Origin of the sequence: Streptomyces sp. NPDC002265, assembly GCF_040296125.1 — a bacterium.
GTDB lineage: Bacteria > Actinomycetota > Actinomycetes > Streptomycetales > Streptomycetaceae > Streptomyces.
In genome coordinates this window covers 13,764-29,499 of sequence record NZ_JBEOWS010000082.1, presented here as the reverse complement: position 1 = coordinate 29,499, position 15,736 = coordinate 13,764, and the positions used below count along the sequence as shown (strand labels likewise).

Below are 15,736 nucleotides of genomic sequence, written 5' to 3'. Positions count from 1 at the left end.
CACCCCGGAATCACGTCCCGGCGCGGCGGCGACTCGCCCCCGCCGCCGGGGGGCCCGCCACCCACCGCGGGGGCCGGGCCGCCGTCGTGCCGGCGCGGATCGTGTCAGCGCACGAACACCCCCGCCTGGCTCGCCAGGTCCAGGAAGTACTGCGGTGCCACACCGAGCACCAGGGTCACCGCCACGCCGACCGCGATCGCGGTCATCGTCAGCGGCGACGGCACCGCGACCGTCGGGCCCTCCGGCTTCGGTTCGCTGAAGAACATCAGCACGATCACCCGGATGTAGAAGAACGCCGCGATCGCCGACGAGATCACACCGACCACGACCAGCGGGGCCGCGCCGCCTTCCGCCGCCGCCCGGAACACGGCGAACTTCCCGGCGAAGCCGGAGGTCAGCGGGATGCCCGCGAAGGCCAGCAGGAACACCGCGAACACGGCCGCCACCAGCGGCGACCTACGGCCGAGCCCCGCCCACTTGGACAGGTGCGTCGCCTCGCCGCCCGCGTCGCGCACGAGGGTGACGACCGCGAACGCGCCGATCGTCACGAACGAGTACGCGCCCAGGTAGAACAGCACCGAGGACACACCGTCCGGCGTGGTCGCGATGACACCGGCGAGGATGAATCCCGCGTGCGCGATCGACGAGTACGCCAGCAGCCGCTTGATGTCGGTCTGGGTGATCGCGACGATCGCGCCGCCCAGCATCGTGATGATCGCGACGCCCCACATGACCGGCCGCCAGTCCCAGCGCAGTCCGGGCAGGATGACGTACAGCAGCCGCAGCAGCGCGCCGAAGGCCGCGACCTTGGTCGCCGCCGCCATGAATCCGGTCACCGGGGTCGGCGCGCCCTGGTACACGTCCGGCGTCCACATGTGGAACGGCACCGCGCCCACCTTGAACAGCAGGCCCATGGCGAGCAGTGCGGTGCCGACGAGCAGCAGCGCGTCGTTGCCCATGGTGCCGGCGAGCGCCGGGTCGACGCTGGTGACCCGGCCCTCGACGACCTGCGCGATGGTGGCGTACGACATCGAGCCCGCGTACCCGTACAGCAGGGCGATGCCGAAGAGCGTGAACGCGGAGGCGAAGGCGCCGAGCAGGAAGTACTTGACGGCGGCCTCCTGCGACATGAGCCGCTTGCGGCGGGCCAGCGCGCAGAGCAGGTACAGCGGCAGCGAGAAGACCTCCAGGGCCACGAACAGCGTCAGCAGGTCGTTGGCCGAGGGGAAGACCAGCATGCCGGAGACCGCGAAGAGCAGCAGCGGGAAGACCTCGGTGGTGGTGAACCCGGCCTTCACGGCCGCCTTCTCGCTGTCGCTGCCGGGCACGGACGCGGCCTGTGCCGCGAACGAGTCGACCCGGTTGCCGTGCGCCTGCGGGTCGAGGCGGCGCTCGGCGAAGGTGAACAGGCCGACCAGGCCGGTCAGCAGGATCGTGCCCTGGAGGAACAGGGACGGCCCGTCGACCGCGATCGCGCCCATCGCCGCGATGTGCGCCTTGGTGGTGCCGTAGCCGCCGGCCGCGAGTGCGATCACCGCGGCAAAGGCGGCGACGAGCGCCACCGCCGACACGAAGAGCTGTGCGTAGTAGCGGGACTTGCGGGGCACGAACGCCTCGACCAGCACCCCGATGATCGCGGCTCCCACCACGATCAGGGTGGGCGAGAGCTGCCCGTATTCGATCTTCGGCGTTTCGATCTTCGAGATCGGGCCGGCCGCGGTTGCCGCGGTTGTCCACAGGCTGTGGACGGCTGTTGCGCTCACTTGGCCGCCTCCACCTCGGGCTGGGGGTCCTTCTTCTGGACGTCGGAAAGGGTCTGCTTGACCGCCGGGTTGACGATGTCCGTGACGGGCTTCGGGTAGACACCCAGGAAGATCAGCAGGACGATCAGCGGCGCGACGACCAGGAGTTCACGGGCTCTGAGGTCCGGCATCGCCTCGACCTCCGCCTTCACCGGGCCCGTCATCGTCCGCTGGTAGAGGACGAGGGTGTAGAGCGCGGCGAGGACGATGCCGAAGGTGGCGATGATGCCGACCGCCGGATAGCGCGCGAACGTGCCGACCAGCACCAGGAACTCGCTGACGAAGGGCGCCAGACCCGGCAGGGAGAGGGTCGCCAGACCGCCGATCAGGAAGGTGCCCGCGAGGACCGGGGCCACCTTCTGCACACCGCCGTAGTCGGCGATGAGCCGGGAGCCGCGCCGGGAGATCAGGAAGCCCGCGACCAGCATCAGCGCGGCCGTCGAGATCCCGTGGTTGACCATGTAGAGCGTGGCGCCGGACTGGCCCTGACTGGTCATCGCGAAGATGCCCAGGATGATGAACCCGAAGTGCGAGATCGACGCGTACGCCACCAGCCGCTTGATGTCGCGCTGCCCAACGGCGAGCAGCGCGCCGTAGATGATGCTGATCAGCGCCAGTACGAGGATGGCGGGCGTCGCCCACTTCGAGGCCTCCGGGAAGAGCTGGAGGCAGTAGCGGAGCATCGCGAAGGTGCCCACCTTGTCGACCACCGCCGTGATGAGGACGGCGACCGGAGTGGTGGCCTCCCCCATCGCGTTGGGCAGCCAGGTGTGCAGCGGCCACAGCGGGGCCTTCACCGCGAAGGCGAAGAAGAAGCCCAGGAACAGCCAGCGTTCGGTGCTGGTCGCCATGTGCAGCGAGCCGTTCGCCCGCGCCTGCACGATCTCCTGGAGGCTGAAATTGCCGGCCACCACGTAGAGGCCGATCACCGCGGCCAGCATGATCAGACCGCCGACCAGGTTGTAGAGGAGGAACTTCACCGCCGCGTACGAGCGTTGCGTGGACGCGGCCGCCTCCCCGTGCTCGTGGGCACGGTCCCCGAAGCCGCCGATGAGGAAGTACATCGGGATCAGCATGGCTTCGAAGAAGACGTAGAAGAGGAAGACGTCGGTGGCCTCGAAGGAGAGGATCACCATCGCCTCGACGGCCAGGATCAGGGCGAAGAAGCCCTGTGTCGGCCGCCAGCGGCGGCTTCCGGTCTCCAGCGGGTCGGCGTCGTGCCAGCCCGCGAGGACGATGAACGGGATCAGCAGGGCGGTCAGCGCGATCAGCGCCACCCCGATGCCGTCCACGCCCAGCTCGTACCTGACCCCGAACTCCTTGATCCAGGCGTGGGACTCGGTGAGCTGGTACCGGTCGCCGCCCGGGTCGAACCGGACCAGGACGACGATCGCCAGAGCGAAGGTGGCGAGCGAGACGAGCAGCGCCAGTGCCTTGGCGGCGTTGCGCCGGGCGGCCGGCACGGCGGCCGTGGCGATCGCCCCGACGGCCGGCAGTGCCGCCGTCGCTGTCAGCAGTGGAAAGGACATCGGTATCAGACCGCCCTCATCAGCAGGGTCGCGGCGACGAGGAGTGCCGCACCGCCGAACATCGAGACCGCGTACGACCGCGCGAAGCCGTTCTGCAGCCGGCGCAGCCGTCCGGAGAGGCCGCCGACCGAGGCCGCCGTGCCGTTGACGACGCCGTCGACCAGGGTGTGGTCGACGTACACCAGGGAGCGCGTCAGGTGCTCCCCGCCCCGCACGAGGACGACGTGGTTGAAGTCGTCCTGGTACAGGTCCCGGCGGGCGGCCCGGGTGAGCAGCGACCCGCGCGGGGCGGTGACCGGGACCGGGCGCCGTCCGTACTGGGCGTACGCGAGGGCGACGCCGACGACGAGCAGGGCCGTGGTGACCAGGGTGACCGTCGTCGGGCTGAGGGGAGAGTCGCCCTCGGCGTGCCCGGTGACGGGCTCCAGCCAGTTCAGGAAGCGGTCGCCGATGCTGAACAGGCCGCCCGCGAAGACGGATCCGAAGGCCAGCACGATCATCGGGATCGTCATGGACCTGGGCGACTCGTGCGGGTGCGGCTCGTGCCCGTGCTCGTCAGGCTGCCAGCGCTTCTCGCCGAAGAACGTCATCAGCATCACGCGCGTCATGTAGAACGCCGTGACGGCCGCGCCGAGCAGGGCCGCGCCGCCGAGGATCCAGCCCTCGGTGCCGCCCTTGGCGAAGGCCGCCTCGATGATCTTGTCCTTGGAGAAGAAGCCGGACAGGCCCGGGAAGCCGATGATGGCGAGGTAGCCGAGGCTGAAGGTCGCGAAGGTGACCGGCATGTACTTCCTGAGGCCGCCGTACTTGCGCATGTCGACCTCGTCGTTCATGCCGTGCATGACCGAACCGGCGCCGAGGAACAGTCCGGCCTTGAAGAAGCCGTGGGTGACCAGGTGCATGATCGCGAAGACGTAGCCGATGGGGCCGAGGCCCGCGGCGAGCACCATGTAGCCGATCTGCGACATGGTCGAGCCTGCCAGCGCCTTCTTGATGTCGTCCTTCGCGCAACCGACGATCGCACCGAACAGGAGCGTGACGGCGCCGACCACGGTGACCACGAGCTGCGCGTCGGGGCTGCCGTTGAAGATCGCCGCGGACCGGACGATCAGATACACGCCCGCGGTCACCATCGTCGCGGCGTGGATGAGGGCCGAGACCGGGGTCGGGCCCTCCATCGCGTCCCCGAGCCAGGACTGGAGCGGCACCTGGGCGGACTTGCCACAGGCCGCGAGCAGCAGCATCAGGGCGATGGCGGTGAGCTTCCCGCCGGTCGCACCGCCGGCCAGGCCGGGGTGCTCCTGGCTGCCGAGCACCGGACCGAAGGCGAAGGTCCCGAAGGTGGTGAACATCAGCATGATGGCGATCGACAGACCCATGTCGCCGACGCGGTTGACCAGGAAGGCCTTCTTGGCCGCGGTGGCCGCGCTGGGCTTGTGCTGCCAGAAGCCGATCAGCAGGTACGAGGCGAGGCCGACGCCCTCCCAGCCGACGTACAGCAGAAGGTAGTTGTCGGCGAGGACGAGCAGCAGCATCGCCGCCAGGAACAGGTTCAGGTAGCCGAAGAAGCGGCGCCGCCGCTCGTCGTGCTCCATGTACCCGATCGAGTACAGGTGGATCAGCGAGCCGACGCCCGTGATCAGCAGCACGAAGGTCATCGACAGCTGGTCCAGGCGGAAGGCCACGTCCGCCTGGAAGCCCTCGACCGGGATCCAGCTGTACAGGTGCTGGGTCAGCGTCCGGTCCTCGGCGCCGCGGCCGAGCAGGCCGGCGAAGAGGACGACTCCGACGGCGAAGGAGGCGGCCGCGAGGGCGGTGCCGATCCAGTGACCGACGGCGTCCAGCCGCCGGCCGCCGACCAGCAGGACGGCCGCTCCGAGCAGAGGCGCCGCGATCAGCAGCGCGATCAGGTTCTCCACGATTCTTCCGACCCCTTACAGCTTCATCAGGCTGGCGTCGTCGACCGAGGCCGAGTGGCGGGACCGGAACAGCGACACGATGATCGCCAGACCCACCACGACCTCCGCTGCGGCGACGACCATCGTGAAGAAGGCGATGATCTGGCCGTCGAGATTGCCGTGCATCCGGGAGAAGACGACGAACGCGAGGTTGCAGGCGTTCAGCATGAGCTCGATGCACATGAAGACCACGATGGCGTTGCGCCGGATCAGTACGCCGGTGGCGCCGATCGTGAACAGCAGGGCCGCGAGATAGAGGTAGTTCACGGGGTTCACTTCGACGCCTCCTCGGTCCGCCGGAAGGTCGCCGGTTCGACCTCCGTCCGCTCCAGGCGCTCCTCGGCACGCTGCTCCAGCGCACGGAGGTCGTTGAGCGCCTCGGTGGACACGTCACGGATCTGGCCGCGCTCGCGCAGCGTCTTGCTGACCGTGAGCTCGGACGGGGTGCCGTCGGGCAGCAGGCCCGCGATGTCCACGGCGTTGTGCCGGGCGTAGACACCCGGCGCCGGCAGCGGCGGCAGGTGCTTGCCCTCCCGTACCCGCTGTTCGGCCAGTTCGCGCTGCGTCTTCGCGCGCTCGGTGCGCTCGCGGTGGGTGAGCACCATGGCGCCGACGGCGGCCGTGATCAGCAGCGCGCCGGTGATCTCGAAGGCGAAGACGTACTTGGTGAAGAGCAGCGCGGCGAGCCCCTCCACATTGCCGTTCGCGTTGGCCTGTCCCAGGCCGTCGAACTCGGTGAGGGAGGCGTGGCCGATGCCGGCCAGCAGCAGGATGCCGAAGCCCAGACCACTGACGAGGGCCAGCCAGCGCTGGCCCTTGATGGTCTCCTTCAGGGAGTCCGCCGCCGTCACGCCGACGAGCATCACCACGAACAGGAACAGCATCATGATCGCGCCGGTGTAGACGACGATCTGCACGATGCCCAGGAAGTAGGCGCCGTTGGCGAGGTAGAACACCGCCAGGATGATCATGGTGCCGGCCAGGCAGAGCGCGCTGTGCACGGCCTTCTTCATGAAGACGGTGCACAGGGCGCCGATCAGCGCGACCGAGCCGAGGACCCAGAACTGGAAGGCCTCTCCGGTGGAGGTCGAGTAGGCGGCGAGCTGCGCGCTCATGCCTTCACCTCCTTCTCCCCGGGCTGCTCGCCCTTGGAGACGGCGACCTGGCGCTCCGTGCCGGGAGCGGCCTCGGTGACCAGCCCCAGGTAGTAGTCCTGCTCGTCCATCCCCGGGTAGATGGCGTGCGGGGTGTCGACCATGTCCTCGTCGAGTCCGGCGAGGAGCTGCTCCTTGGTGTAGATGAGGTTCGCGCGGCTGGAGTCGGCCAGCTCGAACTCGTTCGTCATCGTCAGCGCGCGCGTGGGGCACGCCTCGATGCACAGGCCGCACAGGATGCAGCGGGCGTAGTTGATCTGGTAGACGCGGCCGTACCGCTCGCCCGGCGAGTAGCGCTCCTCGTCCGTGTTGTCGGCGCCCTCCACATAGATGGCGTCGGCGGGGCAGGCCCAGGCGCACAGCTCGCAGCCGACGCACTTCTCCAGGCCGTCCGGATGACGGTTGAGCTGGTGCCGCCCGTGGAAGCGCGGAGCGGTGGTCTTCTGCTGCTCCGGGTACTGCTCGGTCAGCCGCTTCTTGAACATGGCCTTGAAGGTCACGCCGAAGCCGGCCACGGGGTTCTGGAAACCGGGTTTGGTCTCCTTGGGCTCCTCAGCCATCGGACGCCTCCTTTCCGTCACGAGTTCCGCCGATCGATCCGTCACTCGCAGTGTCGGACCCACCACTGACAATCAACTCCCGCTCGCGGTGCGGGCGGCGCCGGGGCACCGGCGGCAGCTCCTGGCCCGGCAGCGGGGGTACGGGGAATCCACCGGCCATCGGGTCGAAGCCGGCCGCCTCCTCGGCGGTCCGCCCGGCCTCCCCGGCCTTCTCCGCCTTGTCGCGGAAGAGGTCGGCGACGAAGGACAGCAGCAGCAGGACGAGGACGGCGCCGCCGACGTACAGGGCGATGTCGGCGAAGTCGTAGTGCTCGTTGCGCAGGGTCCGCACGGTCGCCACGAGCATCAGCCAGACGACGGAGACCGGGATGAGGACCTTCCAGCCGAGCTTCATCAGCTGGTCGTAGCGGACCCGGGGCAGTGTGCCGCGCAGCCAGATGAAGCCGAACAGCAGCAGCTGCACCTTCACCACGAACCAGAGCATCGGCCACCAGCCGTGGTTCGCGCCCTCCCAGAAGGTGCTGATGGGCCACGGGGCCCGCCAGCCGCCCAGGAACAGCGTGGTCGACACGGCCGAGACCGTCACCATGTTGACGTACTCGGCGAGCATGAACATCGCGAACTTGATCGACGAGTACTCGGTGTTGAAGCCGCCGACCAGGTCGCCCTCGGACTCCGGCATGTCGAACGGGGCCCGGTTGGTCTCGCCGATCATCGTGATGATGTAGATCACGAAGGAGACCGGCAGCAGCAGGACGTACCAGCGGTCGTGCTGCTGTTCCACGATCGTCGAGGTCGACATCGACCCCGAGTAGAGGAACACCGACGCGAACGCGGCGCCCATCGCGATCTCGTACGAGATCATCTGCGCGCAGGAGCGCAGACCGCCGAGCAGCGGGTAGGTCGATCCGGAACTCCAGCCCGCCAGCACGATCCCGTAGATGCCGACCGACGCGACCGCGAGGACGTAGAGCATCGCGATCGGCAGGTCGGTGAGCTGCATCGTGGTGCGCGTGCCGAAGATCGAGATCTCGTTGTCGGCCGGTCCGAAGGGGATCACCGCGATCGCCATGAAGGCCGGGATGGCCGCGACGATCGGTGCGAGGACGTAGACCACCTTGTCCGCGCGCTTGACGATGACGTCTTCCTTGAGCATCAGCTTGATGCCGTCGGCGAGCGACTGGAGCATGCCCCAGGGGCCGTGCCGGTTGGGGCCGATGCGCAGCTGCATCCAGGCGACGACCTTGCGCTCCCAGACGATGGAGAACAGCACGGTCACCATCAGGAAGGCGAAGCAGAACACCGCCTTGACGACGACCAGCCACCAGGGGTCGTGGCCGAACATCGAGAGGTCTTCAGCGGCGAGGTACGGACTCATGCCTCCACCTCCTTGGGAGCTTCGGCGGCGAGCGTCGCCGGGCCGATGCGGACGAGGGAGCCGGGCTGCGCCCCGGTGTCGGAGGCGACGCCTCCGCCGGCGGAGTTCAGCGGGAGCCAGACCACCCGGTCGGGCATCTCGGTGACCTCCAGCGGAAGTTCGACCGTCCCGGCGGTACCGGTCACGGCCAGCAGGTCTCCGTCCTTGACGCCCGCCTCGGCAGCCGTGGCGGCCGAGACACGCGCGCGTGCCGGGTGCCGGGTGCCCGCGAGCGCGTCGTCGCCCTGCTGGAGGACGCCCTGGTCGAGCAGCAGCCGGTGCCCGGCGAGCACGGCCTCACCGGCCGCCGGACGCGCCAGCACACCCGCGGTCTGCAAGGGGTTCGAGGCCCGCGGCCCGTCCCACGCGCCGATCCGGTCCAGCTCCGCACGGACGGTGCGCAGGTCCGGCAGGCCCAGGTGGACGTCCATGGCGTCGGCGAGCATGTGAAGCACGCGCGCGTCGCCGGGAGCGAGCCGACGGGTGAGCTGGTCGGGCTTGAGCGCGGCCTCGAAGGAGCGGACCCTGCCCTCCCAGTTGAGGAAGCTGCCCGCCTTCTCGGCGACCGCCGCCACCGGGAGCACCACGTCCGCGTACCCGGTGACCTCGCTGGGCCGCAGCTCCAGCGACACCAGGAAGCCGACCGCGGCGAGTGCCTCACGCGCGCGTGCCGGGTCGGGCAGGTCGGCGACCTCCACGCCCGCCACCACCAGCGCCTGGAGCTCGCCCGCGACCGCGGCCTCGACGATCTGCCCGGTGTCACGGCCGAAGCGGTGCGGAAGCTCGGCGACGCCCCAGGCGGCCGCGACCTCCTCACGCGCGCGCGGGTCGGTGGCCGGGCGCCCGCCCGGCAGCAGGGTCGGCAGCGCACCCGCCTCGACCGCGCCGCGCTCTCCCGCCCGGCGCGGGATCCAGACCAGCTGCGCGCCGGTCACCCCGGCGGCCCGGACGGCCGCGGTCAGTCCGCCCGCCACCGCGGCCAGCCGCTCGCCGACGACGATCACCGCACCCTCGGTGCGCAGTGCCTCGGCCGCGGCGTTGCCGCCCTCCTCCAGGCCCACGCCGCTCGCCAGCGCGTCCAGCCACTCGGTCTCGGTCCCGGGAGCCGCCGGCAGCAGCGTGCCGCCCGCCTTCTCCAGGCCGCGGGTGGCGTACGTCGCCAGCGCGTACACCTTCTGCCCGTGCGTCCGCCAGGCCTTGCGCAGCCGCAGGAAGACGCCGGGGGCCTCCTCCTCGGACTCGAACCCGACCAGCAGGACGGCGGGCGCCTTCTCCAGGGACGTGTACGTGACACCCGTACCGTCGAGGTCACGGCCGCGCCCTGCGACCCGCGCGGCCAGGAAGTCGGCCTCCTCGCCGCTGTGCACGCGCGCGCGGAAGTCGATGTCGTTGGTGTCGAGCGCCACGCGCGCGAACTTGCTGTAGGCGTAGGCGTCCTCGACGGTGAGGCGGCCGCCGGCCAGGACACCGGCCCGGGAGCGGGCAGCGGCCAGTCCCTGGGCCGCCGCCTCCAGCGCCTCCGGCCAGGACGCGGGCTCCAGGACACCGGCGGCGTTGCGCACCAGCGGCGTCTCGATCCGGTCCCGGGTCTGCGCGTACCGGAACGCGAAGCGCCCCTTGTCGCACATCCACTCCTCGTTGACCTCCGGATCGGGGGCCGCGAGGCGCCGCATGACCTTGCCGCGCCGGTGGTCGGTGCGCGTCGCGCAGCCGCCGGAGCAGTGCTCGCACACGGAGTGCGAGGAGACCAGGTCGAAGGGGCGGGAGCGGAATCGGTACGCCGCCGAGGTCAGCGCCCCGACCGGGCAGATCTGGATGGTGTTCCCGGAGAAGTACGACTCGAACGGGTCACCCTCGCCGGTGCCGACCTGCTGGAGCGCACCCCGTTCGAGCAGCTCGATCATCGGGTCGCCGGCGATCTGGTTGGAGAAGCGGGTGCAGCGCGCGCACAGCACGCACCGCTCGCGGTCGAGCAGCACCTGCGTGGAGATCGGGACGGGCTTCTCGTACGTACGCTTGCGGCCCTCGAAGCGGGACTCGGCGTTGCCGTGCGACATCGCCTGGTTCTGCAGGGGGCACTCGCCGCCCTTGTCGCAGACCGGGCAGTCCAGCGGGTGGTTGATGAGGAGCAGCTCCATCACACCGTGCTGGGCCTTCTCGGCGGCGGGCGAGGTGAGGTGGGTCTTCACCACCATCCCGTCCGTGCACGTGATCGTGCAGGACGCCATCGGCTTGCGCTGGCCCTCGACCTCGACGATGCACTGCCGGCAGGCGCCGGCCGGATCCAGGAGGGGATGGTCGCAGAAGCGCGGGATCTCGACGCCGAGCTGCTCGGCGGCCCGGATGACCAGGGTGCCCTTGGGCACGCTGATCTCCGCTCCGTCGATGGTCAGCGAGACGAGGTCCTCGGGCGGGAGTGCCGCCTCTCCCCCTCCGGAGGGAGCGCTGGTGGTCACGGTCATGCGTTCACCTCCGTACGGTCGGCCCAGGCCGTCGACCTGGCCGGGTCGAAGGGGCAGCCACGGCCCGTGATGTGCTGCTCGTACTCCGCGCGGAAGTACTTGAGCGAGGAGAAGATCGGCGAGGCGGCGCCGTCGCCGAGGGCGCAGAACGACTTGCCGTTGATGTTGTCGGCGATGTCGTTCAGCTTGTCGAGGTCGGACATGACGCCCTTGCCCGCTTCGATGTCGCGCAGCAGCTGCACCAGCCAGTAGGTGCCTTCGCGGCACGGCGTGCACTTGCCGCAGGACTCGTGGGCGTAGAACTCGGTCCAGCGCGTCACGGCTCGCACGACACAGGTCGTCTCGTCGAAGCACTGGAGAGCTTTTGTGCCGAGCATGGAACCCGCGGCGCCCACTCCTTCGTAATCAAGAGGGACGTCGAGGTGCTCGTCGGTGAACATCGGAGTCGAGGAGCCGCCGGGCGTCCAGAACTTCAGCCGGTGCCCCGGGCGCATCCCGCCGCTCATCTCCAGGAGCTGACGCAGTGTGATGCCGAGCGGGGCCTCGTACTGGCCGGGGCTGGCGACATGGCCGCTGAGCGAGTAGAGCGTGAAGCCCGGGGACTTCTCGCTGCCCATCGACCTGAACCATTCCTTGCCCTTTTGCAGGATCGCGGGAACCGACGCGATCGACTCGACGTTGTTCACCACAGTCGGGCACGCGTAGAGGCCCGCGACCGCGGGGAAGGGGGGACGCAGCCGCGGCTGACCACGGCGGCCTTCGAGCGAGTCGAGCAGTGCGGTCTCCTCACCGCAGATGTACGCGCCCGCGCCCGCGTGCACGGTGAGTTCGAGGTCGAGGCCGCTGCCCAGGATGTTCTCGCCGAGGTAGCCGGCCGCGTAGGCCTCACGCACGGCCTCGTGCAACCGCCGCAGCACCGGGACGACCTCACCACGCAGATAGATGAAGGCATGCGACGACCTGATGGCGTAACACGCGATCACGATGCCCTCGATGAGGCTGTGCGGGTTCGCGAAGAGGAGCGGGATGTCCTTGCAGGTCCCCGGCTCCGACTCGTCGGCGTTGACAACCAGATAATGCGGTTTTCCATCACCCTGGGGAATGAACTGCCATTTCATTCCCGTCGGGAATCCCGCGCCGCCGCGGCCGCGCAGACCGGAGTCCTTGACGTACGCGATCAGGTCGTCCGGGGACATCGCGAGCGCCTTGCGCAGCCCCTCGTATCCCTCGTGCCTTCGGTAGACGTCCAGCGTCCAGGACCCGTCCTCGTCCCAGAAGGACGACAGCACGGGTGCGAGCAGCTTCTCGGGGCTCATGTCTTTCAGCTCGGGTGCCAAGGTCATCACTCCCCCTCCTCGGCGGCAGGCCCTGCCGGGTGGGACGGGTCGGAGGCCGATGTGGCCTGCGGCGCGTCGTGCGAGCTCAGGTGCTCGGTGGGCGAGGGCTCGTGCACGGCCCTGTCCCGCGGCTCGTCGTGCGGACCGCCGTCGCGCGGATGGACCACACGCGCGGGTGCGGCCTCCCCCCTGGCCAGGCGCAGGCCCACCAGTGACGCGGGTCCCGCGCTGCCGCCGGCCTCGACGGCCCCCTCCCGCTCGTCGGGGAAGCCCGCCAGGATCCGCGCGGTCTCCTTGAAGGTGCACAGCGGTGCCCCGCGCGTGGGCACGACCGGCCGTCCCTCGCGCAGGTCGTCGACGAGACGCTTGGCGCTGCCCGGGGTCTGGTTGTCGAAGAACTCCCAGTTGACCATCACGACCGGCGCGAAGTCGCAGGCCGCGTTGCACTCGATGTGCTCCAGGGTGACCTTGCCGTCCTCGGTGGTCTGGCCGTTGCCGACGCCCAGGTGCTCCTGGAGGGTCTCGAAGATCGCGTCGCCGCCCATCACCGCACACAGGGTGTTGGTGCAGACGCCCACCTGGTAGTCGCCGCTCGGCCTGCGCCGGTACATCGTGTAGAAGGTCGCGACCGCGGTGACCTCGGCGGTGGTCAGGTCCAGCACGTCCGCGCAGAACTGCATCCCGGTGCGCGTGACGTGTCCTTCCTCCGACTGCACGAGATGCAGCAACGGCAGAAGGGCCGACCGGGAGTCCGGGTAGCGCGCGATGATCTCGCGGGCGTCGGCCTGCAGCCGGGCTCGGACGTCGTCCGGGTAGCCGGGCGCGGGCAGTTCGGGCATGCCCAGGCTGACGCCTCGCTCCGAAGAACTGGTGGTCACCGGTCGACGCCTCCCATCACGGGGTCGATGGACGCGACGGCGACGATGACGTCGGCGACCTGGCCGCCCTCGCACATCGCCGCCATGGCCTGAAGGTTGGTGAAGGACGGGTCACGGAAGTGGACCCGGTAGGGACGGGTGCCGCCGTCGGACACGACATGCACCCCGAGCTCTCCCTTGGGCGACTCGACGGCCGCGTACGCCTGTCCCGGCGGTACCCGGAAGCCCTCGGTGACCAGCTTGAAGTGGTGGATCAGGGCCTCCATGGAGGTGCCCATGATCTTCTTGATGTGGTCGAGGGAGTTGCCCAGTCCGTCCGGTCCCAGGGCGAGCTGGGCGGGCCAGGCGATCTTCTTGTCGGCGACCATGACCGGACCGGGCTGCAACCGGTCCAGGCACTGCTCGACGATCGAGAGCGACTGGCGCATCTCCTCCAGCCGGACCAGGAAGCGGCCGTAGGCGTCGCAGGAGTCGGCGGTCGGGATCTCGAAGTCGTACGTCTCGTAGTCGCAGTACGGCTGCGCCTTGCGCAGGTCGTGCGGCAGACCGGTGGAGCGCAGGATCGGGCCGGTGGCGCCGAGGGCCATGCAGCCGGCCAGGTCGAGATAGCCGATGTCCTGCATACGGGCCTTGAAGATGGGGTTCCCGGTGGCGAGCTTGTCGTACTCCGGGAGGTTCTTCCTCATCTTCTTCACGAACTCGCGGATCTGGTCGACCGCGCCGGGCGGCAGGTCCTGGGCGAGTCCGCCGGGGCGGATGTACGCGTGGTTCATCCGCAGGCCCGTGATGAGCTCGTAGATGTCGAGAATCATTTCACGATCACGGAATCCGTAGATCATGATCGTGGTGGCGCCGAGCTCCATGCCTCCGGTGGCGATGCACACCAGGTGGGAGGAGAGCCGGTTCAGCTCCATCAGGAGCACCCGGATGATCTTGGCGCGCTCGGTGATCTGGTCCTCGATGCCGAGGAGCTTCTCGACGGCGAGACAGTAGGCGGTCTCGTTGAAGAAGGACGTCAGGTAGTCCATGCGCGTCACGAAGGTGGTGCCCTGCGTCCACGTCCGGAACTCGAGGTTCTTCTCGATGCCGGTGTGCAGGTAGCCGATGCCGCAGCGGGCCTCGGTGACCGTCTCGCCGTCGATCTCCAGGATCAGGCGAAGCACTCCATGGGTGGACGGGTGCTGAGGACCCATGTTGACGACGATGCGTTCGTCGTCGGCGCGGGCCGCGGACTGGACGACCTCGTCCCAGTCGCCACCGGTGACCGTATATACGGTGCCCTCGGTGGTCTCGCGCGCCGATGCGGCCGACGCCGCGGATGCTGACTGCGTGCTCACGAGTACGACCTCCGCTGGTCCGGAGCCGGGATCTGGGCGCCCTTGTACTCGACGGGGATGCCGCCGAGGGGGTAGTCCTTGCGCTGCGGGTGGCCCTGCCAGTCGTCCGGCATCATGATCCGCGTCAGGGCCGGGTGACCGTCGAAGACGATCCCGAAGAAGTCGTAGGCCTCGCGCTCGTGCCAGTCGTTCGTCGGGTAGACGGGGACCAGGGTCGGGATGCGCGGGTCGCTGTCCGGGGCGCTGACCTCCAGGCGGATCAGCCTGTTGTGGGTGATCGAGCGCAGGTGGTAGACGGCGTGCAGCTCACGGCCCTTGTCGCTCGGGTAGTGGACCCCGCTCACGCCTGTGCAGAGCTCGAAGCGCAGGGCCGGGTCGTCGCGCAGGGTGCGGGCGACGCGCACCAGATGCTCGCGCTCGATGTGGAAGGTCAGTTCGCCGCGGTCGACGATCGTCTTCTCGATGGCGTTGCCGGGCAGGAGTCCCTGCTCCTCCAGGGCGCCCTCCAGCTCGTCGGCGACCTCGTCGAACCAGCCGCCGTAGGGGCGGTTCGCCGGTCCCGGGAGCCTGACCGAGCGGACCAGGCCGCCGTAGCCGCTGGTGTCGCCGCCGTTGTTGGCGCCGAACATGCCGCGCTGCACGCGGATCTGCTCACCGCCCTGGCCGCGCTGGCCGGGAAGGTTGTCGGCGGCCAGGTCCTTCTCGGGGTTCACCCCGTCGCCGTGGCCGTTCGCGTCGCTCATCGCAGCAGCCCCTTCATCTCGATCGTGGGCAGGGCCTTGAGCGCCGCTTCCTCCGCCTCCCGGGCCGCTTCCCGCGCGTTCACGCCGAGCTTGGAGGTCTGGATCTTCTGGTGGAGCTTGAGGATCGCGTCCATCAGCATCTCCGGCCGCGGCGGACAGCCGGGCAGATAGATGTCGACGGGGACGATGTGATCGACGCCCTGGACGATCGCGTAGTTGTTGAACATGCCGCCGGAGGAGGCGCAGACCCCCATGGAGATGACCCACTTGGGGTTCGGCATCTGGTCGTAGACCTGCCGCAGCACCGGCGCCATCTTCTGGCTCACCCGGCCGGCGACGATCATCAGGTCCGCCTGGCGCGGAGAGCCCCGGAAGACCTCCATGCCGAAGCGCGCCAGGTCGTACCGTCCGGCACCGGTGGTCATCATCTCGATGGCGCAGCAGGCCAGGCCGAACGTGGCCGGGAAGACGGACGCCTTGCGTACCCAGCCCGCGGCCTGCTCGACGGTGGTCAGCAGGAATCCGCTCGGCAGCTTTTCTTCGAGTCCCATGTCCCTTG

The 15,736-nt window shown here is 69.4% G+C and carries 13 protein-coding genes; all 13 read right to left on the bottom strand.

The annotated features are described in order from the left end of the window. Positions 1-104: 104 nt before the first annotated feature. Genes nuoN through ABT085_RS16990 form a run of 13 tightly spaced genes read right to left on the bottom strand, consistent with a single transcriptional unit; the run spans position 105 to position 15,728 of the window. Positions 105-1,763 carry an NADH-quinone oxidoreductase subunit NuoN gene (gene nuoN / locus ABT085_RS17050; protein ID WP_351607689.1) on the bottom strand — a complete coding sequence of 553 codons (1,659 nt, stop codon included), beginning with the start codon at positions 1,761-1,763 and terminating at the stop codon, positions 105-107. Beyond that, positions 1,760-3,331 carry an NADH-quinone oxidoreductase subunit M gene (locus ABT085_RS17045; protein ID WP_351607686.1) on the bottom strand — a complete coding sequence of 524 codons (1,572 nt, stop codon included), beginning with the start codon at positions 3,329-3,331 and terminating at the stop codon, positions 1,760-1,762. The genes nuoN and ABT085_RS17045 overlap by 4 nt, the downstream gene beginning before the upstream one ends. A gap of 5 nt (positions 3,332-3,336) precedes the next feature. Further along, a complete protein-coding gene (nuoL, locus tag ABT085_RS17040) occupies positions 3,337-5,250 on the bottom strand; it encodes an NADH-quinone oxidoreductase subunit L (protein ID WP_351607683.1) in 1,914 nt (637 codons plus the stop codon). Between the two features lie 15 nt (positions 5,251-5,265). Then, the gene (gene nuoK, locus ABT085_RS17035) at positions 5,266-5,565 is read right to left on the bottom strand and encodes an NADH-quinone oxidoreductase subunit NuoK (protein WP_009190046.1); all 300 of its coding nucleotides are present in this window, start codon (positions 5,563-5,565) and stop codon (positions 5,266-5,268) included. Beyond that, positions 5,562-6,404, bottom strand: a complete 843-nt coding sequence (locus ABT085_RS17030; protein WP_351607680.1) for an NADH-quinone oxidoreductase subunit J — start codon at positions 6,402-6,404, stop codon at positions 5,562-5,564. The genes nuoK and ABT085_RS17030 overlap by 4 nt, the downstream gene beginning before the upstream one ends. Further along, complete coding sequence (gene nuoI / locus ABT085_RS17025) at positions 6,401-7,003, bottom strand: NADH-quinone oxidoreductase subunit NuoI (protein ID WP_351607678.1); 603 nt, start codon at positions 7,001-7,003, stop codon at positions 6,401-6,403. The genes ABT085_RS17030 and nuoI overlap by 4 nt, the downstream gene beginning before the upstream one ends. Then, a complete protein-coding gene (gene nuoH, locus ABT085_RS17020) occupies positions 6,996-8,381 on the bottom strand; it encodes an NADH-quinone oxidoreductase subunit NuoH (protein ID WP_351607675.1) in 1,386 nt (461 codons plus the stop codon). Before nuoH ends, nuoI begins: the two co-directional genes overlap by 8 nt. Next, positions 8,378-10,882, bottom strand: a complete 2,505-nt coding sequence (locus tag ABT085_RS17015; protein ID WP_351607674.1) for an NADH-quinone oxidoreductase subunit G — start codon at positions 10,880-10,882, stop codon at positions 8,378-8,380. Before ABT085_RS17015 ends, nuoH begins: the two co-directional genes overlap by 4 nt. Beyond that, the gene (gene nuoF, locus ABT085_RS17010) at positions 10,879-12,225 is read right to left on the bottom strand and encodes an NADH-quinone oxidoreductase subunit NuoF (protein ID WP_502982744.1); all 1,347 of its coding nucleotides are present in this window, start codon (positions 12,223-12,225) and stop codon (positions 10,879-10,881) included. The genes ABT085_RS17015 and nuoF overlap by 4 nt, the downstream gene beginning before the upstream one ends. Then, positions 12,225-13,097 carry an NADH-quinone oxidoreductase subunit NuoE gene (gene nuoE / locus ABT085_RS17005; RefSeq protein WP_351607670.1) on the bottom strand — a complete coding sequence of 291 codons (873 nt, stop codon included), beginning with the start codon at positions 13,095-13,097 and terminating at the stop codon, positions 12,225-12,227. The genes nuoF and nuoE overlap by 1 nt, the downstream gene beginning before the upstream one ends. Then, positions 13,094-14,434, bottom strand: a complete 1,341-nt coding sequence (locus tag ABT085_RS17000) for an NADH-quinone oxidoreductase subunit D (RefSeq protein ID WP_351607667.1) — start codon at positions 14,432-14,434, stop codon at positions 13,094-13,096. The genes nuoE and ABT085_RS17000 overlap by 4 nt, the downstream gene beginning before the upstream one ends. After that, on the bottom strand, positions 14,431-15,177 hold the full coding sequence (locus ABT085_RS16995; protein WP_351607664.1) for an NADH-quinone oxidoreductase subunit C: 747 nt from the start codon (positions 15,175-15,177) through the stop codon (positions 14,431-14,433). Before ABT085_RS16995 ends, ABT085_RS17000 begins: the two co-directional genes overlap by 4 nt. Continuing rightward, a complete protein-coding gene (locus tag ABT085_RS16990) occupies positions 15,174-15,728 on the bottom strand; it encodes a NuoB/complex I 20 kDa subunit family protein (protein WP_152885510.1) in 555 nt (184 codons plus the stop codon). Before ABT085_RS16990 ends, ABT085_RS16995 begins: the two co-directional genes overlap by 4 nt. Between the last annotated feature and the right edge of the window lie 8 nt (positions 15,729-15,736).